Raw genomic sequence first — 22,811 nt, 5'->3', positions numbered from 1 at the left:
ATCAAGAAGCCCAAAGTATATTCTTTACCTTTTCACCATTTTGGTGCGCAGCAAATTTCGCAGCGTCCCATCTCTCCACAGGCCTGCACGCCCAAAGAATGATCCATTACCGTGGGAAAGTCGCACACAGCGTTGGATAAATCATCCATCGCGATGGAGAAGTTATCCAACGCGGTATATTAATCATCCATCGCGATGGATAACACGAATACTGCGATAGATAACACGTGCATCGCGATGGAAAAGTTGTGTACCGCGTTAGATTAATCGTCTATCGCGATGGAGAAGTTATCCGACCCGGTATATTAATTATCCATCGTGATGGATAACACGAATACCGCAATAAATAACACGTGCATCGCGATGGAAAAGTTGTGTACCGCGTTAGATTAATCATCTATCGCGATGGAGAAGTTATCCGACCCGGTATATTAATTATCCATCGCGATGGATAACACGAATACCGCAATAAATAACACGTGCATCGCGATGGAAAAGTCATCCACCGCAGTATATTAATCATCCGCCGCGATGGAAAAGTCATCCGCCGCGGTATATTAATCATTTACCGCGATGGATAACACGAATACCGCGATTGGTAACACGTGTGCCGCCATGTAAGGCTCTTAAATCACTGCAAACCTGCTAAAACACGGGCTTCACTTAAACAGCAGATAACTCTGTTCGTCAGTTTTCCATCCAATCCCTCCTTTTTCAGCTTTCTTCTTCACTTTTCCCCGAGCAGGCAGACGACTGACGACGAAGAGCGAGCGACGCGCGTCGCGCTTGCCGCGTTCACCCCTTGACTTACGAAAAACTTACGAGTATCCTCGCTTTCCTGATCGGACCGGGACAAGGATGCGGTGGAGGTCGAAATGACGCCTAAACAGAAGAGGGTTCTTGATTTCATTCTGGGTTTCGTCGAGGAGCACGGCTTCCAGCCTTCCCAGATGGAGATCGCTCAGGGGTGCGGCTTCGAGTCGCTCGGGACGGTGCAACATTACCTTCGTTCGTTGGAACGGCACGGGCTCCTTGCGCGACAGGCTAATGCTAAGAGGGGGCTGCAGTTGACGGCAAATCCCCCCTGTCTCCCCTTCGCAAAGGGGGCGACGCTTACGGCCGGCACCATTGCAAAGGGAGGGACAGTTACGCCCCCGCCACTGGGGGCAAACGTTACTTTCCTAGAACTGCCGCTGGTGGGAATCGTGGCGGCGGGTAAGCCGGTGCACGCTTTCGAACTGGCGGACGCCATCGAGGTCCCTTCGGCTATGGCGGGACCGGGGAACGTGGTCTACGAGGTGCGCGGCGATTCCATGGTGGAGATGGGGATCATGGACGGCGACTACGTGGCGGTGCACCCGCAGTCGGTCGCCGAGAACGGCCAGACGGTGATCGCAGAGGTGAACGGCTCGATCACCATCAAGAAGTATCAGCGCAAGGGAAACATTATCCAGCTCCTGCCGGCGAATGCGGCGATGAGCCCGATCATGGTGACGGAGGACGACGAGTTTCACATCAGGGGCATCCTGGTGGGCTCGATGAGGTTTTATCGCAAGTGGACCGGGAAATCCTCCACATAACGGTTCCGGCCTTCCCCATCGCGCTCGCGCGGGTGGTGCACGCGCACCTGCGCGGCCGTCCGGTGGCGGTGGCGCCGCTAAACTCGGAACGGGCGCTTTTGCAGTGTATCTCCGCCGAAGCGGAGGCGGAAGGGGTGCACGTGGGGACGCCGATTTACCACGCGCGCAGGTCCTGTCCCTCGCTCATCGTCATCGCCCCCGACCCGCACCTGATGGCGAAAGGGAGCCATGCTCTCACGGAGCTTTCGGCTGAATTCACCCCGATCGTGGAGCCGGGGGCCGGACGCGTTTTCCTCGACGTGACCGCTTCGCGTCGGCTTTTCGGACCGGCACGCGACGTGGCGGCGCGCATGGAGAAGTCGATTTCCACAGGGCTAGGCCTCGTGGCGATGGCCGGGGCGGGTGGCAATAAGCTCGTTTCGCGGGTGGCCGCGGATGTGATGCAGGAACCCGGCGTCTACGACGTCTTTCACGGCGCCGAGAAAAGTTTCCTCGCCCCCTTCCCGGTGTCGGTGCTTCCAGGCGTGGGGGAATCGCGACAGACACTTCTTTTCCGGGACCTGAACCTGCAGCGGGTCGAGCAGGTGGCGGCGTTGTCGGTGCCCCAGTTGCGGCTGGCCGTGGGAGCGTTCGCTCCGTTGTTGCACGACCGGGCCTGCGGCATAGATCGCTCTCCGGTTCAGCCGCCCAGGCTTTCAACGGAGATCGTCGAGGAGGGGCTTCTCGACCAGGAGGAAAACGACGACGCGGTCCTGCTCTCGGAACTCTTGCGGCTCGTGGAGGGGTGCGGGCTGAGGCTCAGACAGCTCAACAAGGGGGCGCGCAAGATCACGCTTTCGGTGATGTACGCGGACGGGGTGACGCAGCAGGGTAAGAAGATCCTTCACTCGGCCACCGCTTTCGACTTGGCGCTTATGGGCGCGGCGGAGGAGCTTTTCTTCTCCACCTGTAAGAGGCGGCAGAGGGTGAAGGGGCTGCGTCTGTCCTGCGACCAGGTGGCCGGGGAGGCTGGGCAGATGGATCTCTTCGCGCCTGCGGCTGCCGAGGTGTCGAGAAGGGAGAGCGATCTGCAGGAGACGCTGGACCTCTTGCGGGAAAAGCACGGCAAGAACGCGGTGCGCTGGGGCAAGGGGCTCGCGGCGCACCGGGAAGTCACCGTCGCCAGCGAGGCGCCACCAGCCTGGGACCCGGAGCAGAACAGGTATATGACGGTGACTAAAAACTAAACATATGTTCGTCCATCTCCACGTACACAGTTCCCTCTCCCCCGGTTGGGGTGTGCTCTCGCCGGAGGCGCTTTGCGCCGAGGCGGCGCGTCTTGGCTTCGATACTCTCGCCGTCACAGACAGAAACGGCCTCTACGGCGTGCCTCGCTTTCTTGACGCGGCACGTGAGGCAGGGATCGCTCCCATCATCGGCACGGAGGCGGTGACGGAGCAAAACCGCGCGGTGCTGCTCGCCTCGGACGAAGAGGGTTACGCCAACATCTCGCGTCTTCTCTCCGACCTCCACTGCGAAAAGGGATTCGACCTCTGCCGGGCGCTCCTGCAATACCGGCACGGGGTCATCGTCCTGAGCGACGACGCGCGCCTGCTCGCCGCACTCAAGGGGGCATACGCCGAGCGGCTCTTCGCGGAGCTGTCGCCGGGGCACGACATGCACCGGGCGCTCGCACTGTCACGGGATCTCGGCCTGCCACCGGTGGCTACGGCACGGGCGCTTGTACGCGCCACACAACTCGAAGCGCCGCCTGCGCGGGCCGGGGGCGAGCTGCGCGACTTTCACTTGCACCGCGTGCTGCGGGCCATCCACCTCAATACGAAACTTTCCAGGCTCGCGCCGGACCGGACGGCTTCGGAGGCGGACGCCCTGTACGACGCGACGCAGATGGCGGACTTCTTCCCGCACTGCCCGCAGGCGCTGGAAAACTCGGCACGCATCGCCGCCATGTGCCGCAGGGAGTGGGACTTCTCGACGACCATCTTCCCCGCTTTCCGGGAACTCAACAACGACGATGCCTTCGCGACCCTCAAGTCCCGCGCCCGCGCCGGCGCCCTCTGGCGCTACGGCGCGATCGACGAAAAGGTGGAGGCCCGGCTCGACAAGGAACTCTCCATCATCCGGGACAAGGGGTTCGCGCACTACTTCCTCGTCGTTGAAGAGATCACCAGACAGTCGCAGCGCACCTGCGGCCGCGGCAGCGCGGCGGCTTCGCTCGTCGCGTACTGCCTCGGCATCACCCACGTCGACCCGATCCGGCACAACCTCTTCTTCGAACGCTTCCTGAACGAGGGGCGCAGCGATCCACCGGACATCGACGTCGACTTCCCGTGGGACGAGCGCGACGCGATCCTCGATTTCGCCTTCGCCCGTTACGGGGCACGGCGCGCGGCGATGGTGGCGAACCAGGTGGGTTTCAAGGGAAGATCGGCGCTGCGCGAGGTGGCAAAGGTCTACGGCCTGCCAGACTGCGAGATCAAGGAGATGACCGAGCGCGTCTCCGGCTTCTGGCGGCCGGAACAGACGGCGGCGGCCATGTCGGAGCACCCGCTCTTCCAGGGCGAGAGCCTATCTCCGGACTGGCTGGAGATCGTGGCGACGGCAAGGCGGCTGAACGGCCAGTTACGCCACCTTTCGCTGCACTGCGGCGGGCTCATCATCGTCCCGGACGAGATCCGCCGGTACGTCCCGGTGGAGATCTCGCACAAGGGGCTGCCGGTCATCCAGTGGGAGAAGGACCAGGCCGAGGACGCCGGGCTCGTAAAGATCGACATCCTGGGGAATCGTTCGCTCGCCGTGATCCGTGACGCGATGGCGGCGGTCAAGGAGCAGAAGGGAGTCGAGATAGACTACGCAAGTTGGCGGCCGCTTGAGGACGAGCGTACCCGGAGCCTCATGCGGCGCGGCCTCACCATCGGCTGCTTTTACCTGGAATCCCCCTCGGTGCGCCTGCTGCTACGCAAGATATGGAGCTCCACGGCGCCGCCGGAGACCTTCGACGCCGACCTCTTCGAGGTGCTGGTGCAGGCGTCGTCCATCATAAGGCCCGCGGCGAACAGCTTCATCCAGGAGTACGTGGCGCGCATGCAGGGGAAAAAGTGGCAGCACCTGCACCCGCTTCTGGAAGGGGTCCTCGGGGAGACGCTCGGTATCGCCATCTACCAGGAGCAGATCACACAGATCGCCATGGAGCTCGCCGGCTTTTCCGCCAGCGAAGGGGACCAACTGCGCAAGGTGATCACGAAGAAGCACAAGGAGAAGCGGCTCGCCGATTTCCGGGCCAAATTCGTCGCCGGGGGAACGGAGCGGGGCGTCTCCGCCACGGTCCTCGCGGCGATCTGGGAACAGATCCTCTCCTTTGCAGGCTACTCCTTCTGCAAGCCGCACTCGGCAAGCTACGCCCTTTTGAGCGCCAAGGCCGCCTACATGAAGGCGAACCATCCGGCCCAGTTCATGGCGGCGGTGATCTCCAACCAGGGGGGATACTACTCCCCGTTCGCCTACATCTCGGAGGGGCGCCGCCTGGGTCTCGCCATCCTGCCGCCGGACATCAACGAGAGCGAGTACCACTACCTGGGCAAGGAAAAGACGCTGCGCATCGGCCTCATGCAGATCGACGGGTTTACGCGGAAAGGGGCAAAGCGGCTCTTCGGGGAGAGGCAGGAGGGGGGACGCTACGCCTCCTTCGCCGATTTCCTGCAACGAAGCGGCGTGCAGCGTGCCGATGCCGAGCGGCTCGTGAAGGCGGGGTGCTTCGACGCGCTGGAAGGTCTGGAAAGGCGCCCCGCACTTCTCTGGGAACTGCTCCATTTTCAGCAGCAGGACACGGCGCTTCTCTTCGAGCATAAGACGACTCTCCCGAAGGCTCCTCCCTACGATGCGGATACGGTGCTGCGGCAGGAGGTGGAGGCGCTCGGCTTTCTCGCCTCCCGGCACCCCCTTTCCCTCTACAAGGCGCAGTGGCAGCGCCACCGCCCCATCAGGGCGGCGGAGCTCATCAAGCATTCGGGAAAATGGGTGACCATGGTGGGATGGTGGATCACGACAAAGATGGTGGAGGACAAGCACGGGCGTCCCATGGAGTTCGTCTCCTTCGAGGACGTCACCGCCATCTTCGACGCGACCTTCTTCCCCGACGTCTACGCCCGTTTTTGCCGCAAACTTTCGCAGCGGCGTCCGTATCTCCTGAAGGGGGTCGTGGAGGAGGAGTTTGGCGTGGCGACGCTAAGGGTGAAGTGGGTCGGTTTCCTGGAGGGAAACGGCTAGAGCGCGGCGGGCTGATCGCCGACGTCGATTCCCGCGGGGATGCCACCTATGAGCGGCAGCAGGATCGTGAAGGTGGTCCCTTCGCCCGTCTTGCTGTCGATGACGAGATAGCCGTCGTGCTGCTTCACGATGCCGTACACGATGGCAAGCCCGAGCCCGCTCCCCTTCCCCACCTCCTTGGTGGTGAAGAAGGGTTCGAGCACGTGGGATTTCGTCACCTCGTCCATGCCGACCCCGGTGTCGGTCACCGTTATCACGGCGTACGACCCGATCACGCCGAAGCCGTGCTCGTACACCCATTCTTCCGTGATATCCATGGAGCCGGTGCTGATGGTGAGGGTTCCCCCCTCGGGCATGGCGTCGCGGGCGTTGTTGGCTAGATTGGTGAACAACTGGTCGATCTGGCTCGAGTCGGCAACCACCGGCAGCGTCGCGTCGCAGAGCTCGAAATTCATGCGGATCTTGTTGGTGACCAGGCGGCTTAACAGCTTGCGCACGTTTTCCACCACCTGGTTCAGGTTGACCGGCTCGGGATGGTTGACCTGTTTGCGGCTGAAGGCGAGGAGCCCCTGGGTGAGCGAGGCGGCCTTTTCCGCGGCGCTCATCACCTGTTCCAGGAAAGGCTGGACGTCATCGTCCTCAGCCAGTTTCATCTGCGCCAGGGTGACAAACCCCATCATGCCGGTGAGCAGGTTGTTGAAGTCGTGGGCGATACCGCCGGCCAGCACCCCGACCGACTCCATCTTCTGCGACTGCCGGATCTGCTCCGCCATGCGTTGCTCGCGCTCCAGATAGATGGCGTTGCGAAGGCTCATGCCGATGACCGGGGCGATGCCGGTCAGAAGGCTCAGGTCACTGTGCGTGAGCGGGCGCTTCGAGGTGTTGTTGTCCACGGCAATGATTCCCAGCGACTCCCCTTCGCAGACGATGGGACAGCAGATGAAGGATTCCGCCTCCATCTCACGGGACAAGGCCACGCTCTGCTCGGAATGCAGGTGCTCCAATTCAGAGAAGTCACCGACGAACTTGCTTTCCTTATCCCTGAAGGAGGCCACGAAGACCCCTTGTGAGCCAGGAGAGGTGAGGTCAAAAGACTTGTTGAGCAGCGCCTCGAGCTGCTTGTCGCTATAGCCGAACCCGGTGCTGAACCTGAGGCGCGACTTGCGGTCGTCGGCCAGCATGATGACGCCCCGGTCATAGCAAAGCCTTTTTTCGATGACCCCGATGACGTTACGCAGCACCTCGTCGGTGCGGGTCTGCCTGCTCAAGGCCTGACCGACCTCGTTGACCATCCGGGCGTTGTTGTAGTTCATCCCGATCTGCTCGATGGCCCGCTCGGTCGATTCCTTCACGTTCGCCAGGGTGACCAGGATCTCCTGCTTCTCGAGCCGCTCCGCGACATATGAGGCGACGAGGGCTGAGATGGCGATCCCGGCCAGCACCTCGGGGAGGTGCCCGATCCCGAAGCTATGCTGCAGCAGGGCGTACACCGCGAGGCTGAGCGGAATCATGATGTTCCTCGCGCGGCGTATGGTCGCGAATCTCGTCTTCTTCCAGGTGACCACGTAACGGCAGCAGTTCCCCCCATTGAAGATACATTCCGGATGCTCGACCTGGGGAATGTCGTAGTCGAACATGGTGACGATCGCCTCGAAGAAACCGATGCGGTTTTCGCACTGGTACGGCTTCTCCTGGACCCCCTCGTACGGGGTGACCGTTATCTCCGCCTTGTTTTCCGCGATCCTGCGTCCGACGAAGCGGGAGGAACGGGTGAAGTGGCTCGCGCATTTACCCGCAGCGAGGAGCGTGTTGCCGGGGCCGATGAGCCCGAGGGTGTACTTGGCGCTCGCGCTGAGCGCCTCCTTTGAGGTCGCAAAGCGCCCGCCTTCCCTGGCGATGTCGGTGCCGACCAGCTGCGTCATCCTGGCGTGGAAGCGGTCAACCTGGGTCTGGGTGAGCCAGTGTCCCTCATCACTCAGTTCGTATGCGGTGATGCCTGCATAGCACAGGATGTCGCGCACGTCGACGCTGGGGTACTTCTTCTTCAGCAGCGTCACGAAGATGCTGATGATCTTGCTGTTGTAGAGGGGCTGTTCGCTCATTGACTGCAAATACTCCTGGTCGGGCGGGTCCTATATCACATTTCCTTATAGGCCATTCTCGCTTCATCGGCCAAGACATCGAATCCTTAAGGATAAAGTGGACGGGCCGGGGATAAAAGTCCCCACGAACGTTCATCTGTGAATTCCGCGGAGGTCGGGAAAATATGTCCACGAAGCGCCCCAGGTGCCCCCGCGCTCCCTCCCTAATCGCCGGATGAAAAAAAGGCCCGGCTCCCTTTGCGGGGGCCGGGCCTCATTGCCTTGGCTGTGCCTGAAGCTAGTCGACGGACTTCCTGAGGAAGGTCGGGATATCGTACTGGTCCTCGTCGTCCATCATGAAGGAGCGCTGCTGCCTCACGGTCTCGCGCTGATGCTTCTCACGGATGAAGGTCGGGATCTCACGGTTGATCTCGGGCTGCGGCTTCACGAGCGAGCTCACGTTCTTCATCTCGTGGCGCCCCTTGTCGAGGTCGAAACGGTCGCCGAAACCGGTGGCGATCGCGGTGACCTTGATGGTCTCGCCCAGGGTCTCGTCGATGACAAGACCGACGATGATGTTGGCGTCCTCGTGCACCTTCTCGTGGATCACCTTGCTGGCCGCGTCGAACTCGTCCATGGTCATGGCGGAGGAGCCGGAGATGTTGACCAGGACGCCTTTAGCGCCGGAGATGTCGATGTCTTCAAGCAGGGGGCTGGAAATCGCCTTGAGGGCTGCGTCGACGGCACGGTTCTCGCCGTTGCCAAGGCCGATGCCCATCATGGCCATGCCGCGCTCGCTCATGATCGACTTCACGTCGGCGAAGTCGACGTTGATCAGACCGGACTGGGTGATCAGGTCGGAGATGCCCTGCACCGCCTGGCGCAGCACGTCGTCCGAGGGCTTGAAGGCGTCGAGGATGGACATGGACTTGCCGGCAAGGCCGAGGAGCCTGTCGTTGGGGATCACGATCAGGGAGTCGACGTGCTTCTTCAGTTCCTTGATGCCGTCCTCGCCCTTGGCGAGACGCTGACGCCCTTCGCGGGTGAACGGCTTGGTCACGACACCCACGGTGAGCGCGCCCTGCTCGCGAGCAATCTCGGCTATGATCGGGGCTGCGCCGGTGCCGGTGCCGCCGCCCATGCCCGCTGCGACGAAGATCATGTCCGCGCCTTTGAGGGCCTCGTTCACCTTCTCCTTGTCCTCGAGGGCGGCCTCGCGGCCGACGTTCGGGTTCGCCCCCGCCCCGAGTCCCTTGGTGAGCTGGGTGCCGATCTGTATCTTGACCGGCGCTTTGGACATCCTGAGCGCCTGGGCATCGGTATTGGCAACGATGAAGTCGACCCCGGTGACGCCCACTGCCATCATGGTGTTGACTGCGTTCCCGCCGGAACCACCAACGCCTATCACCTTTATCTTCGCACTCTGGTCGATGCTTTCATCGAACTGAAACATGAACTACCCCCCTTTATTAGCGCGCCCCCCGGCGGCGTTAAAATATTAGCCGGTTTTATACTACGTTTATGTAGAGAATGGAAGCCCAAAAGCACTACATATTGTGCTTTTTTAGAAGAATTCTCCGAACCAGTCCTTCATCCTGCGGCTCACCCTGCGGAAGACGGTCTCGTCGCTTTGCTGGGTCGGGAATTCGTGAACCCCGACGTTCTTCGAGCCGTAGACGACAAGGCCCACGCCGGTCGCGTAAACCGGTGAATTCACGACGTCTGTGAGCCCGCCGATCCGCTGCGGCAGGCCGCGGCGCACCGGGAGGTTGAAGATCTGCTCGGCCAACTCCGGCATCCCCTCGAGGATGGTGGAGCCGCCGGTGATGACGACGCCCGAGGCGATCATGTCCTCGAGGCCACTCTTCACGATCTCGCGGTTCACCAGGGTGAAGATTTCCTCGACGCGGGGTTCGAGGATCTCGCACAGAAGCTGCCGGGAGAGGATGCGCGGTTTTCTGCCGCCGACACTCGGCACCTCGATGGTCTCGTCCTTGCCGACCATGGAGGAGAGGCAGCAGCCGTACTTCTGCTTGATGCGCTCGGCCTCGGCCATCGGGGTCCTGAGACCTACCGCGATGTCGTTGGTCAGGTGGTTGCCGCCAAGGGAGAGCACCGAGGTGTGCTTGATGGCGCCGTCCACGAAGATGGCGATGTCGGTGGTGCCGCCGCCGATGTCGACGAGAGCTACGCCGAGCTCCTTTTCGTCCGCGGAAAGGACCGCCTCGGAGGAGGAGAGCTGTTCGAGGACGATGTCGGCTACCTCGAGACCGGCGCGGTTACAGGACTTGACGATGTTCTGCGCGCTCGCCACGGCACCGGTGACGATATGCACCTTCGCCTCGAGCCTGACGCCGCTCATCCCGAGCGGCTCGCGGATGCCGTCCTGGTCGTCGATGATGAATTCCTGGGGGAGGATGTGGATCACTTCGCGGTCCATCGGGATGGCGATCGCCTTGGCTGCCTCGATCACGCGCTTCACGTCCTCGGGAGAGACCTCGCGGTTCTTGATGGCGATGACACCCTGGGAGTTGAAACCCTTGATGTGCCCGCCGGCGATACCGGCGTAGACCGACTTGATCTCGCAACCCGCCATGAGCTCGGCCTCCTCGATCGCCTTCTTGATGGCGGAGACGGTGCTCTCGATGTTTATCACGACACCTTTTCTCAGCCCCTTGGAAGGACTGGTGCCGATGCCGACGATGTCGATGCCGTCTTCGGTGACGTTGCCGACGATGGCGCAGATCTTGGTTGTGCCTATGTCGAGGCCTACGATCAGGTTATCCCTTCTTGTTGCAGACATACTCCCCCCCTTTTCCTACACTTTTTTAACTATGATTTTGTCGATGTAATCGAGGTCTATGTAATCCAAAGCCTGCATCTGCGTTTTCAGGTCGCCGTAGATGCGGGACAGGCGCGCCAGCTTGTCGCCGAACTCGCCGTTGCCGAGTTTCACAGGGATCCCCCCCTGCATGGTGAAGAGGGTGAATCCGTACCCCCTGCTGTAGTGGATCTCGGAGATGTCGGCGAGGCTGAAGACGCTGCCGGACTTGAGCGTGCCGATGAGCTGCAGCGCGCTCTTGAGCGCCTCCTGGGTCCCTTTCGGGTCCTGAGCCAGCTCTTCCTCGGTGATCCCGGTTATGAGCGGGTAATCGAGCCGGTCGCCCTCGGTCAGCGATTTGAAGAGAACGCCCTTGTCGTCCAGGTAATAGAGGCAGCCGACGTTGGCTACCGCGACCGGCGTTCTCTCGGCAACGGTGATGGAGAGGGTGTGCGGGAAGTAACGGCGCACCTGGATCTGTTCCAGCCAGGGGTTCTTCCCGAGGCGGGCCATGACGGCCTTGAGGTCGAGCCCGAGCATCGAATCGCCTGGGCGGACCCCGGCCAACGTGATTAGCTCGTCCCGGCTCACCTTTTTAAGCTGTGAGACCTCGATCGTTTCGAGACGCAGGAGCGTGGTGCGGGATACCACCCCGTAGGCCTTCCAGCCACCGAACCCGACGATAGCGCAGACGGCCGAGGCGCCGATCCCCCTGGAGAGCCATTTGAGGATGGGAGTCCAGTTGATCGGTTTGCGCTGCTTGGGCGGCTTCTTGACCCTGTTGTTGGGTATCCGCTGTTTTTTGGTGTGAAGATCGCGCATGGCAATTACCGTTCGAATTTAATTTCAATGCACTGCATGACAACGGCTTTTCAGCTTACGGGACTGAATCTCAATCCCAATTTTTCCGTCTAAATCTTGAGCGACGCGGCGAGCAGGATGCGCGTCACCAACTGGTCAAAATCAATCCCGGAACCGCGGGCGATCTCCGGCAAGAGGCTCAGGTCGGTCATCCCCGGCAGGGTATTGACCTCGAGGAGGTAGCATTCGCCCTTCTCGTTCACCAAGAAGTCGACGCGGCTGTAGCAGTCGCACCCGAGAGCGGCGTGCGCCTTCTCGCCTTCCTTTAAAACCGCCTGGTACACGTTCTCCGGCAGGCGGGCGGGGAGGATGTGTTCGGCGCCGCCGTCGGTGTATTTAGCCTCGTAGTCGTAGAACTCGTTTTTCGGGACGATCTCGATGGCGCCCATGGCACGGCCGTCCAGGATGCCGACCTGAACCTCCTTGCCGCTTATGAACGCTTCGATCAGGATCTCGGCGTCGTAGCGGAAGGCCTCTTCCAGCGCCTTCTCCATCTGCCCGGGCTCTTTCACGATGCTGACGCCGACCGACGACCCCTCCTTGGAGGGCTTCACCACGACCGGAAGCGGGTTCTCGAGCTTCAGTTCCTCGCCGCGGCGCAGCACCTGGTAGGGAGCAAGCTTGAGCCCCGCCGCTGCGAACATAACCTTGGCCGCGACCTTGTCGATGGCCAGCGCCGAGGCGAGCACGCCGGAGCCCGTGTAGGGAACGCCCATGAGTTCGAGGAGCCCCTGGACCGAGCCGTCCTCTCCGAAGCGGCCATGCAGGGCGATGAAGGCGCGCTCCACCTTCTCCTCGGCAAGGCGCTGGGCGAGGTCGCGCCCGACGTCGATGCCGACGGCGTCGTACCCCTGACGTTGCAGGGATGCGAGCACGGCCTTGCCGCTATTGAGGGACACCTCGCGCTCGGCGGAAAGCCCCCCCAGCAGCACGGCGATCTTTTTGGTTTTCAGCTCATCTATGGTCATGCTCTGATTCCTTTTTCCTATTCGCTACCCTTCTCCGACGATCCTCACTTCTTCTTCCAGTTCGACGCCGCTCTCCTCTTTGACCCGGAGCTTTATAAAAGCGGCCAGGGTGAGAAAGTCGGCGGCCCGGGCGTCGCCGCGGTTCACCAGGAAGTTCGTGTGCACCTCGGAGACCTGTGCTCCGCCTACCGTCTTGCCGCGCAGCCCCGCCTGGTCGATGAGGCGCCAGGCGTTTTCGTCGGGAGGGTTCTTGAAGAAGGAGCCCGCGTTTGGGAAGCCGACACGCTGCCCGCCGCGCTTGGCGATGTACTCCTGCATGCGCGCCTCGATCAGGCGGCGCTCTTCCGGCTCCAGCCTGAGCCTCGCCCCGAGGACGATCTCACCCGGCTCAAGCTTCAGGTAGCGGTAGCCGTACTCCGCCTCGGTCCCTTTTCTCACCAGGACCTCGCCGCCGCGCATCGTGGTCAGCGACTCGACCCGCAGGAAGGTCTCGCTGCCGTTTGCACCGGCGTTCATGGTGAGCGCACCGCCGAAACTCCCGGGGATGCCGCAGAGAAACTCGATGCCTCCCAGACAGTTTTCCGCAGCGAAGCGGGTAAGGGCCTGGTTGGTGACGCCGGCCCCCACCTCGAGTCGTGCTCCGGGCATCTGGGTCATGGTGTCGAGGCGCTTGAGGGAGATGACGCACCCCCTTATGCCGCCGTCGCGCACGAGCAGGTTGTATCCGCCGCCGACCACCATGGAGGGGATCCCACCTTCCAGGAGCGCCTCCACTGCCGCTTTCAGGTCATCCTGATCGGCGGGTTCGAGGAAGAGGTCGGCCGGCCCGCCCACCCTGAGCGAGCTGTGCCGGGACATCGGCTCGTCCCACAGGACGCTGCCGCGGACCCTTTCAGCCACCCGCTCCAGATCGGCGCGCGACCAGGTCACTTGTCCCCCGTTGCCTTCAGACGCTCCAGCATCGCCTCACCGATCTGCCAGACGTTGCCGGCGCCAAGCGTGAGCAGGATGTCGCCCGGTGCGAGGACGCCTTCCAGGTGCGTGCAGAGTTTGTCGCGGTCCGAGATCCAGGTGACATCTTTCTGGCCGTGGCGCCTCACGCGCGCGGCAAGCGCCTCGGCGGTCACCCCTTCGATCGGGGCCTCGCCGGCCGCGTAGATGTCGGTGAGGATCAGGACGTCGGCATCGTGGAACGCCTTGACGAAGTCCTCGAAGAGCTCTTTGGTGCGCGAGTAGCGGTGCGGCTGGAACACGACCACCAGGCGGTTCTCCGCGAAGCCTGCCTTGGCTGCGGCGAGCGTCGCCCGGATCTCGGTCGGGTGATGGCCGTAGTCGTCAACCACCTTGATTGAGTTCACCTCGCCCTTGAGCGAGAAGCGGCGCCCGACCCCTCCGAAGGCCTTGAACCCTTCCTGGATGGTTTCGAACGGGATGTCGAGTTCCATGGCGACCGCGATGGATGCAAGTGCGTTCAGCACGTTGTGCGCGCCGGGCATCGAGTAGATGATCTCCCCGAGCCTCACCCCCTTGTGGTGCGCCACAAAACTCGTGGAGAACCCGGAGAGGCGCACGTCGGTGGCGCGGAAGTCGGCCTGGGCCGACAGGCCGTAGCTCGTGAAGCGTTTCTTCACGCGCGGTAGGACGTCGGCGATGTTGCCGTTATCGAGGCAGAGGACGGCGAGCCCGTAGAAGGGGATCTTGTTGATGAACTCTACAAAGGTGTCCTTGATCTCCTCGATGCCGCTGTAGAAGTCGAGGTGGTCGGCGTCGATGTTGGTGACGACGGCGATGGTCGGAGAGAGGAGCAGGAAGGAGCCGTCGGACTCGTCTGCCTCGGCGACGAGGAACTGTCCCTGGCCCAGGCGCGCGTTGCTACCGAGCGAATTGAGCCTGCCGCCGATCACCATGGTCGGGTCGATCCCCCCCTTGGCGAGGAGGGTCGCCACCATCGAGGTGGTGGTGGTCTTGCCGTGGGTGCCGGCCACTGCGACGCCGTACTTCATGCGCATCAGTTCCGCGAGCATCTCCGCGCGGGGGATGACCGGGATCAGTTTGAGGTGCGCCTCGATAACCTCGGGGTTGTCCTCGTGCACCGCGCTCGAGATGACCACGACGTCCGCCTGGGCCACGTTCTCGGCCGCGTGGCCGATGAAGATCTCGCCGCCAAGGCTCTCAAGGCGCTGCGTCGTGTCCGAGCTTCTCAGGTCGGAGCCGGAGACCTTGTAACCCAGGTTCAAGAGCACCTCGGCGATGCCGCTCATGCCGATGCCGCCGATGCCGACGAAATGTATCCTCTCTATCTTTCCGTACACAGAAACTCCTTAACCGGAGGACGTTCAACGTTCAGCGTTCAACGTTCGCCTTATTCATTTGCTTCGCTCGGCCGCTTCCTGACGGCCTGATCTTAACCTGGTCATTTAAAGTGATGCCGCTTCGACATCCTTTGCCGGAGGGACATCCAGTCTCGAACGTTGAACGCAGAACGCTGAACGGTCTCTAGCCTCTCCCCGTCATGGCCGCGACGATCGCCTGGGCGGCGTCTAGCTGGGCCAGGAAGCGGGCGTTTTTCTCCAGCTCGGCCACCTTTTCCGGGTGCTCCATAAGATCACTGATCTCGGCCGCGAGCCGCTCGCCGGAAAGATCCTCCTCGAGGACCATGCGCGCGGCGCCTTTGTGCACCAACGACTCGGCGTTCTTCCTCTGGTGGTCGTCGGCTGCGTACGGATACGGGATGAAGACGCACCCCTTGCCGCAGGCGGTCACCTCTGCGATGGTGGTGGCCCCAGCCCGACAGATGACCAGGTCGGCGGCACCGTAGGCCGCGGACATGTTGTCGATGAAGGAGAGTACCTGCGCCTGGACGCCCTGCCCCTGATACCCCTCGCGCACCCGCGCTACGTCCTTGTCGCCGGTCTGGTGCGTAATGCGCAGCTTGTGCTTCACCGACTCGAGGAAGGGAAGCGCCTCCAGCATGGCGCTGTTGATCCGCTGCGCTCCGGCGCTACCGCCGAAAACGAGGATGCTGAACGCGTCGCCGGCCTCGCGCTCCCGCTGCTCCTGAAAGCCCCAGAGGATCTCCTTGCGGATCGGGTTGCCGGTCATCTGGGTGATCCCCTTCGGGAAGAACGCGGCCGCCTCCTCCATGGAGATGAAGATGCCGTCCACGATGCGGCTCAGAACCTTGTTGGTGAGCCCCGGAAACGCGTTCTGCTCGTGGATGAAACGCCTGATCCCCATCCCCTTCGCGGCGAGGAGGATCGGGGCCGATGCGTACCCTCCCACCCCAAGCACCATGTCGGGACGGAACTCCTTCAGGATCTTTCTGGACTGCGAGTAGCCGTAAAGCAGGCGCCCGGCGCTCATGAGCTTCTTGACGGTCCCCATCCCCTTCATGCCGCTCGCGGAGATGAGCTCCAGCTTGTATCCGAGCTTCGGCAGAAGGCGCGCCTCGATGCCGCGCTCGGTGCCGACGAAGAGAACCTCGTTCTCCGGGCTGCGGGAGAGGAATTCCTCTGCCACCGCTATCCCCGGGAAGAGATGCCCCCCGGTGCCGCCTCCTGCGATGATCAGCCTCATACCGCCCCCCTGGTCCTGGTGGAAACGTTAAGGAGCACGCCGACCGCGCAGAGCGTGATGATCAGCGAACTGCCGCCGTAACTTAAAAACGGCAGCGCGATCCCCTTGGTCGGGAGAAGGCCGGTGACGACTGCCATGTTGATGAATGCCTCGAGTCCCAAAAGCACCGAGATGCCGAAGGCGAGGAAACGCCCGAAGCTGTCTTCGGCGGCGATGGCGACACGGATGCTTCTTTGCACCAGCAAAAGGAACATCGACGCGATCACGATCACGCCGATGAACCCCATTTCCTCGCCGAGCACGGAGAGGATGAAGTCGGTGTGCGCCTCGGGAAGGTAGAAGAGTTTCTGTTTTCCCTCGCCTAGCCCCTGCCCGAAGAAGCCGCCGGTGCCGAGGGCGAGCCAGCTCTGGATGATCTGGAAGCCGGCGTCGGTCGGGTCCTGCCAGGGATCGAGAAAGGCGGTGATGCGCCGCATCCGGTAAGCCTTGGTGAAAACGAGGTAACAGACGCCGGGAAGTGCTACGAGCCCCATCCCGAGGATGTACTGCACTTTGGTCCCCGCGGCGAAGAGCATCATGATGGCGACCGCGAACATGGTGAGCGCGGCACCCATGTCGTGCTGCGCGAGCAGGACCACGATGAACATCCCCAGGATCAGCATGTAGGGAAGAAAACCTGTGGTGAACTGCTTTAGCTTGTCCTGGCGCTTCTCCAGCGAGTAGGCCATGTACATGATGAGCGCCACCTTGGCGAGCTCCGAGGGCTGGAAGTTGAAGCCCGGAAGCCGGATCCAGCGCGACGCACCCTTGGCGGTGCCTCCGATACCCGGCACGAAGACCAGAAGGAGAAGCACGAAGGTGCCGAGAAAGAGCGGCACGGCGTACTTCTTCCAGACGTGGTAGTCGACGTGCATGGCAAGCCCCATGCCGATGAAACCGATCAGCGCGTAGAGGGACTGCCGTTTGAGGAAGAAGAAGCCGTCGTGAAACCTCTTGGCTGCCATCACGGAAGACGCGGAGTAGACCATGACCACACCGAAACAGGTGAGGATCACCGCCATCATAAGCACGATGATGTCGTACCCCTCCAGCCGCTTCACGCTCCGGTCTCCTCCTTTTTAGCCGCGCGTACCGCAGCCTTGAAGCAGTTGGCGCGCTCCTCGTAGTTCTTGAACATGTCGAAACTGGAACAGGCGGGCGAGAAGAGCACCACGCCGCCGGGCTCGGTCAGCCTGTGCGCCATGTCCACCGCTTCCTCCAGGGTCTCGGCGAAACGGGTGTCGGTCAGGTGGCCGAGCGCTTCCTTCATGCGCTCCTTCGCCTCGCCAATCAGCACCAGGTGGCTAACCCGCTCCGAGACGAGTTTCGCGAGCGGCTCGTAGGAGCCCCCCTTGTCCTTGCCGCCGGCGATCAGGGTGATGCCGGAGTCGAAGCTCTCAAGCGATTTCACCACGCTCCCGACGTTGGTCCCCTTGCTGTCCTCGTAGTAGGCGACGCCGTTCACTTCCTCGACGAACTCCATGCGGTGCGGTAGCCCCTTGAAGCTCTTCACGGTCTGGTAGGCGCACTCGCCGTCGCAGCGCATGAGGAGCGTGGAGGCCATGGCCGCCATGATGTTGTCGAGGTTGTGCACGCCCTTCAGCCGGAACCCTTCGGTGCCGAAGCGGAGCACCTTGCCGTTGTGGGCGAAGGTGATGAAGCCGTCGCGGTAGCTGATACCTTCCTCGAGCTCATGGAAGCGGCTCATCGGGAAGAGTTTCGCCTTCAGTTTCCCCGCGCATGCCGCGACCAGCGGGTCGTCGATGTTCAGGACGGCATAGTCGTCGGCACCCTGGTTCTCGAAGATGCGCAGCTTCGCGTCGATGTACTCCTGGAAGCTGTGGTAGCGGTCCAGGTGGTCTTCGGTCAGGTTCAAAAGGACGGCCACATGCGGGCGAAAACTCTCGATCCCTTCGAGCTGGAAGGAGGAGAGTTCGACCACGACGCGCTCGACCTCGGCACCGCTCATGGCGAGCTCGATGAGCGGGTTGCCTATATTACCGCCGACGAAGGTGTCGAAGCCGCACCCCTTGAAGATCTCGCCGGTGAGGGTGGTCGTGGTGGTCTTGCCGTTGGTCCCGGTGATGGCGACCATCGGGGCCTTGATGAACCAGGAGGCGAGCTCCACCTCGGAGACCACGCGGCGCCTCTGGGCCCGCGCCATCTCGAGCGGCTTGATGTCCATCGGGACGCCGGGGGAGACGACGACCAGGTCGGCCATGAGGAAGCTGTAGGGAACGTGACGCCCAAGCTCCAGGCAGAGATCGAGGTCGGCGAGTTCGGCGAGGACGTCTTTCAACGCCTCGTCGTCGCGCATGTCGGTGATGGTCACCTGCGCCCCGGCCTCCGCAAGGAAGCGGGTCACGGCAACGCCGGTCTTCGCGAGACCTACCACCAGTATTTTCTTGTCCTTTAAATCCATATGACCTTCTTTATCTCCGGAAGCTAGCGCATCTTCAGGGTCGAGATGGCGACCAGCGCGAGGATGATGGTGATGATCCAGAACCTGACAATGATCTTCGGCTCAGCGACCCCCTTCAGTTCGAAGTGGTGATGTATCGGGGCCATCCGGAAGATCCTCTTGCCGCGGTACTTGTACGACCCCACCTGGAAGATGACCGACAACGCCTCGACCACGAAGACCCCCCCAACGATGACGAGGAGGATCTCCTGCTTGGTGAGAACGGCCAGGGTGCCGAGCGCCCCCCCCAACGAGAGCGAGCCCACATCCCCCATGAAGACCTCGGCGGGATAGGCGTTGTACCAAAGAAAGCCAAGCCCCGCGCCGACCATGGCGCCGCAAAGAACGGCGAGCTCCCCTGCCCCCGGCACGTACGGGATCTGCAGGTAGCCGGAAAGCCGTGCGTTACCTGCGATGTAGCAGAAGAGGAGGTAGGTGGCCGCGTTGATGGCGACGGGACCGATGGCGAGGCCGTCGAGTCCGTCGGTCAGGTTCACCGCGTTACTCGCGCCGACGATGACCAGGGTGACGAACGGGATGTACAGGATGCCCAGTTCCGGGTGCAGCCTCTTGAAGAACGGGAAGTAAACTTCGGTGGAGAACCCGGGGAGGTTGTAGAGGAAGATGCCGACGCCGCCTGCGAGGATCACCTGCCAGAACATCTTCTGGCGCGGCGACAGTCCCTTCGGGTTTTTCTCGACGACTTTCTTGTAGTCGTCGACGAAGCCGAGCACGCCGTACCCCCCAAGGATGAGCAGGGTGAGCCAGATGAAGATGTTGGTGAGGTCGGCCCACAAGAGGGTCGGGACGACGATACAGACGAGGATCAGCACCCCGCCCATGGTGGGGGTCCCCTGCTTCTTCAGGTGCGATTCGGGGCCGTCGGTACGGATCACCTGGCGCGCCTGCAGCCCCTCGAGTTTTCTGACCACCCACGGCCCCACGATGAAAGAAAGCACCAGCGCGGTGATCATGGCGTAGATGGTGCGGAAGGTCAGGTATTTGAAAACGTTGAAAAGCCGGTAGTCCGCGGCAAGCGGATACAGCAGATGGTAAAGCATCAGTCATGCCCCCCTTGCGTCGCGGGTGCCAGCGCCTGTTTTACCGCTGCCGCCACCTTTTCCATCTTCATACCGCGGCTCCCCTTGAAAAGGACGCAGTCGCCGGGCTCGAGCCAGCTGAGCAGCTCCCCGGCAATTTCCTCGTGGCTTTGCGCATGCATAACGCGCTCGGCGGGAAGACCGGCCTCAAGGGCACCTTTCTTGATCTCGGCGGCAAGCTCGCCCAGCAGATAGAGGCGCTCCACTGCCGCCGCGGCCTTGGCGCCCAACTCGCGGTGCGCCGCCTCGGTGCCGAGCCCAAGTTCCAGCATGTCTCCCAGCACTGCGGCGCACCTTCCCCCCGCGGAAAGCTCATGCAGGGTGGTGAGTGCCGCCGCCATGGAGGCGGGGTTCGCGTTGTAGCTGTCGTCGATCAGGGTGACGCCGGCCACATCCTCGAGCTGGAAACGCTTGTCGTATGGGGTGAACTCCTCGAGCCCACGGCAGATCACCTCGCCCGGAACACCGAGCGCGTGCGCCGCAGCGGCCGCGGCAAGCGCGTTGTAGATGTTGTGGCGGCCGAAGGCCTTCAGGGTCACCGGCAGCTCGCCGTCGGGGAGCCTCAGGGTAAAGCTTTCCCCGAGCTTCCCGAGGCTCTTGATCTCGGCCGAGGAGACTTCCGCCCCCCTGAGACCGAAGGTGAGCCGGGTGACGTTGAGATGGGTCGGGCAGGCGGAGACGAGGGGATCGTCCACGTTGTACACCGCGACGCTCCCGGGCTTCAGACGCAGGAAAAGCTCACCCTTGGCCTTCGCCACCCCCTCGACGCTTCCAAGGGTCTCAAGGTGCGCCGGGAAGGCGTTGGTGATGATCCCCACCTGCGGGTCGGCGATCTCGGCCAGGCGGTCGATCTCGCCGAACTCGCTCATGCCGATCTCGACGACGGCCCAGCGTTCGCGGCCGGTCAAGCGGAACAGGGTGAGCGGAAGACCGATCAGGTTGTTCAGGTTCCCCTCGGTCCTGAGACCGGGGCCGGTCTGGGCGAGGATACGGGCGAGCATCTCCTTGGTGGTCGTCTTGCCGTTACTGCCGGTAACCGCGACCACCTTGAGATCAAAGCGGCGCCGGTGGAAGGCGGCCATGTCGCCCAGGGCGCGCAGGGTGTCCTTGACGGCAACCGCGCTGCACCCGGCGGGAAGCGGGTTAGCGGCGAGCCACGCCTCGGAGGCGAGGAAAGCGGTGACGCCGCGGACGGCGGCGGGATTTATGAAGTCATGACCGTCGAAGCGCTCTCCTACGAGCGGCACGAACAGTTCGCCGGGAGCGACCTTGCGCGAGTCGGTGGAGACGGCGGAGACGTCCATGCCCCCCTCCCCGATCAGCCTGCCGCCGGTTGCCTCGGCTATTTCATACAGCGTGAATATCGACATCCGGATCCTGGTTTCCTTTTACTGCCGGGCGTCATGCGCCCTTGATTCGCCCCTTTTCCAATGGTGCTCAGGGCTTACGGTTCCTGCACCGCGAACTGCTTTTCCCAAGCGCGGGAAAACGACTAATGTGCCGCAAAATAAGGGAAAAGGGAACCTTTTTTTGCTACTGCTACTTCCTGAGCCGCAGCGCAGCTGCGGCCTCCTCCCGGTCGTCGAAGTGGAACTTTTCCGTCCCGACGATCTGGTAATCCTCATGCCCCTTGCCGGCCAGAAGGACGATATCGCCAGGCTTTGCCGCGAGGATCGCGGCGCGCACCGCGGTGCGCCTGGACTCGATGGTGGCAAACCCCTTCTCGCGGAAGCCCCCCTCCAACTCCTCGAGGCTGTACTCCTTCAGGTGCAAAGGCGTGATCCCCGCCCTCACGTCGACGAGAATGGCCGCCGGGTCCTCGGTGCGCGGGTTGTCCGAGGTGACTACGGCCAGGTCGCTGTAGCGTGCCGCGATCTCTCCCATCACCGGGCGCTTCCCCTTGTCGCGGTCGCCGCCGCATCCGAAGATGGTGATGATCCGGTCCGTCTTCAGTTCCGAGATGGTGGAAAGGACGTTCTCCAGGGCGTCGCCGGTGTGGGCGTAATCGACGAGCACGATGATCCCCTGGTCGTTCGCGACCCGCTCGAGGCGTCCAGGCACCTTCTTGTGTGCGCGGATCCCCGCCTCGATCGCCTCTTTAGGGATGCCAAGGGCAAGACCCGCCCCGACCGCGCCCAGGATGTTGTACAGGTTGAAGCGCCCCAGGAGGTCGGACTCGATGTTGATCTCGCCCACCGGCGACTGGAGGCGACAGCGGATGCCGTGCACCGAGAAATCCACCTCGGCGACGGAGAGGTCGGCCGGGCCGTTCACCGAGTAGGTGAGGACCGGTGCGGTCGCCTCGGCGGCGATCCTCGGACCGTAGGGGTCGTCCAGGTTCACCACGGCGCGCCTGAGCGGCTTGTGGGCACTCGGAGCGAGGAGGTCGGTGAAGAGGCGCAGCTTGCTTTTGTAGTAGGACTCCATGTCGAGGTGGTAGTCCAGGTGGTCGCGGGTCAGGTTGGTGAAGATGGCGACGTCGAAGATGCAGCCGTCGGCGCGGTGCTGCTCCAGCGAGTGGGAAGAGACCTCCATCACCGCCCCCTGCGCGCCCTGGTCCACCAGATCGCGCAGTATCTTCTGCAGGTCGACCGACTCCGGCGTGGTGTTCGGTGCAGGGATGTCGGTCGCGCCGAAGCGGTAGCTGATGGTGCCGAGGACGGCCGCGGGGATCCCCGCCTCAGCCATGATCCCTTCAACGAGGTAGGTGGTGGTGGTCTTGCCGTTGGTGCCGGTGATGCCGACGACCGGTATGTTCCCGGTCGGGGTACCGTAGAAAATTGCGGCCATGAGGCTCATGGCGCGGCGGGCATCCGGGACCTCGACGCATACGGCCCCGGCAACGGCGCAGGGGCGGTCCGCAATTATTGCGACCGCCCCCCCTTTTACAGCGGCTTCCACGAACTCCGTCCCGTCGCTCTTCACCCCGCGCAGGGCGAAGAAGGCGGCGCCTGGCGCCACCTGTCGCGAGTCGTAGCAAAGCGACGTTATCTCCATGGCGTCGTCTCCGGTCACCTTGGCTCCCGGAACACAGGCCAGCAATTCTTTCAGTTTCATG

16 protein-coding genes are annotated in these 22,811 nt (G+C 62.6%); 3 read left to right on the top strand and 13 right to left on the bottom strand.

Annotated features, from left to right (window positions below):
* Positions 1–875: 875 nt before the first annotated feature.
* From lexA to E8K79_RS16780, 3 genes are read left to right on the top strand one after another with little or no spacing between them, the layout of a single operon-like run.
* Positions 876–1,580 carry a transcriptional repressor LexA gene (gene lexA, locus E8K79_RS16790; RefSeq protein WP_136515739.1) on the top strand — a complete coding sequence of 235 codons (705 nt, stop codon included), beginning with the start codon at positions 876–878 and terminating at the stop codon, positions 1,578–1,580.
* Entirely contained in the window at positions 1,556–2,806 is a 1,251-nt protein-coding gene (locus E8K79_RS16785; RefSeq protein ID WP_136515738.1) for a DNA polymerase Y family protein, read from the top strand. Before lexA ends, E8K79_RS16785 begins: the two co-directional genes overlap by 25 nt.
* A gap of 4 nt (positions 2,807–2,810) precedes the next feature.
* Entirely contained in the window at positions 2,811–5,846 is a 3,036-nt protein-coding gene (locus tag E8K79_RS16780) for a DNA polymerase III subunit alpha (RefSeq protein WP_136515737.1), read from the top strand.
* Here E8K79_RS16780 and E8K79_RS16775 read toward each other — a convergent pair.
* The 13 genes from E8K79_RS16775 to E8K79_RS16715 all read right to left on the bottom strand — a co-directional run bounded on the left by E8K79_RS16775 (position 5,843) and on the right by E8K79_RS16715 (position 22,810).
* The gene (locus E8K79_RS16775) at positions 5,843–7,948 is read right to left on the bottom strand and encodes a sensor histidine kinase (RefSeq protein WP_136515736.1); all 2,106 of its coding nucleotides are present in this window, start codon (positions 7,946–7,948) and stop codon (positions 5,843–5,845) included. The two genes, E8K79_RS16780 and E8K79_RS16775, sit on opposite strands and share 4 nt — an antisense overlap.
* Before the next feature lie 277 nt (positions 7,949–8,225).
* Positions 8,226–9,380 carry a cell division protein FtsZ gene (ftsZ, locus tag E8K79_RS16770; protein ID WP_135868486.1) on the bottom strand — a complete coding sequence of 385 codons (1,155 nt, stop codon included), beginning with the start codon at positions 9,378–9,380 and terminating at the stop codon, positions 8,226–8,228.
* Between the two features lie 111 nt (positions 9,381–9,491).
* Positions 9,492–10,730, bottom strand: a complete 1,239-nt coding sequence (gene ftsA / locus E8K79_RS16765; RefSeq protein WP_135868487.1) for a cell division protein FtsA — start codon at positions 10,728–10,730, stop codon at positions 9,492–9,494.
* 15 nt (positions 10,731–10,745) lie between these two features.
* A complete protein-coding gene (locus tag E8K79_RS16760) occupies positions 10,746–11,570 on the bottom strand; it encodes a cell division protein FtsQ/DivIB (protein WP_136515735.1) in 825 nt (274 codons plus the stop codon).
* Between the two features lie 89 nt (positions 11,571–11,659).
* Entirely contained in the window at positions 11,660–12,577 is a 918-nt protein-coding gene (locus E8K79_RS16755; protein ID WP_136515734.1) for a D-alanine--D-alanine ligase, read from the bottom strand.
* 24 nt (positions 12,578–12,601) lie between these two features.
* A complete protein-coding gene (murB, locus tag E8K79_RS16750) occupies positions 12,602–13,507 on the bottom strand; it encodes a UDP-N-acetylmuramate dehydrogenase (protein WP_136515733.1) in 906 nt (301 codons plus the stop codon).
* The gene (murC, locus tag E8K79_RS16745) at positions 13,504–14,889 is read right to left on the bottom strand and encodes a UDP-N-acetylmuramate--L-alanine ligase (RefSeq protein ID WP_136515732.1); all 1,386 of its coding nucleotides are present in this window, start codon (positions 14,887–14,889) and stop codon (positions 13,504–13,506) included. The genes murB and murC overlap by 4 nt, the downstream gene beginning before the upstream one ends.
* Positions 14,890–15,073: 184 nt before the next feature.
* Positions 15,074–16,153 (bottom strand): undecaprenyldiphospho-muramoylpentapeptide beta-N-acetylglucosaminyltransferase, encoded by a 1,080-nt coding sequence (gene murG / locus E8K79_RS16740; protein WP_136515731.1) that lies wholly within the window; start codon positions 16,151–16,153, stop codon positions 15,074–15,076.
* Complete coding sequence (ftsW, locus tag E8K79_RS16735; RefSeq protein ID WP_198419399.1) at positions 16,150–17,217, bottom strand: putative lipid II flippase FtsW; 1,068 nt, start codon at positions 17,215–17,217, stop codon at positions 16,150–16,152. The genes murG and ftsW overlap by 4 nt, the downstream gene beginning before the upstream one ends.
* Positions 17,218–17,249: 32 nt before the next feature.
* Positions 17,250–18,614, bottom strand: a complete 1,365-nt coding sequence (gene murD / locus E8K79_RS16730) for a UDP-N-acetylmuramoyl-L-alanine--D-glutamate ligase (RefSeq protein WP_136515730.1) — start codon at positions 18,612–18,614, stop codon at positions 17,250–17,252.
* A 23-nt stretch (positions 18,615–18,637) separates the two neighbouring features.
* Positions 18,638–19,714 (bottom strand): phospho-N-acetylmuramoyl-pentapeptide-transferase, encoded by a 1,077-nt coding sequence (mraY, locus tag E8K79_RS16725; RefSeq protein WP_136515729.1) that lies wholly within the window; start codon positions 19,712–19,714, stop codon positions 18,638–18,640.
* Complete coding sequence (locus E8K79_RS16720; protein ID WP_136515728.1) at positions 19,714–21,123, bottom strand: UDP-N-acetylmuramoyl-tripeptide--D-alanyl-D-alanine ligase; 1,410 nt, start codon at positions 21,121–21,123, stop codon at positions 19,714–19,716. The genes mraY and E8K79_RS16720 overlap by 1 nt, the downstream gene beginning before the upstream one ends.
* Before the next feature lie 169 nt (positions 21,124–21,292).
* Positions 21,293–22,810: a UDP-N-acetylmuramoyl-L-alanyl-D-glutamate--2,6-diaminopimelate ligase gene (locus E8K79_RS16715; protein WP_136515727.1), complete on the bottom strand. Its 1,518-nt coding sequence runs from the start codon at positions 22,808–22,810 to the stop codon at positions 21,293–21,295.
* Position 22,811 lies beyond the last annotated feature (1 nt).

This window comes from Geomonas edaphica (assembly GCF_004917075.1).
GTDB classification, from domain to species: domain Bacteria; phylum Desulfobacterota; class Desulfuromonadia; order Geobacterales; family Geobacteraceae; genus Geomonas; species Geomonas edaphica.
This window is presented reverse-complemented; position numbering and strand designations above follow the sequence as displayed.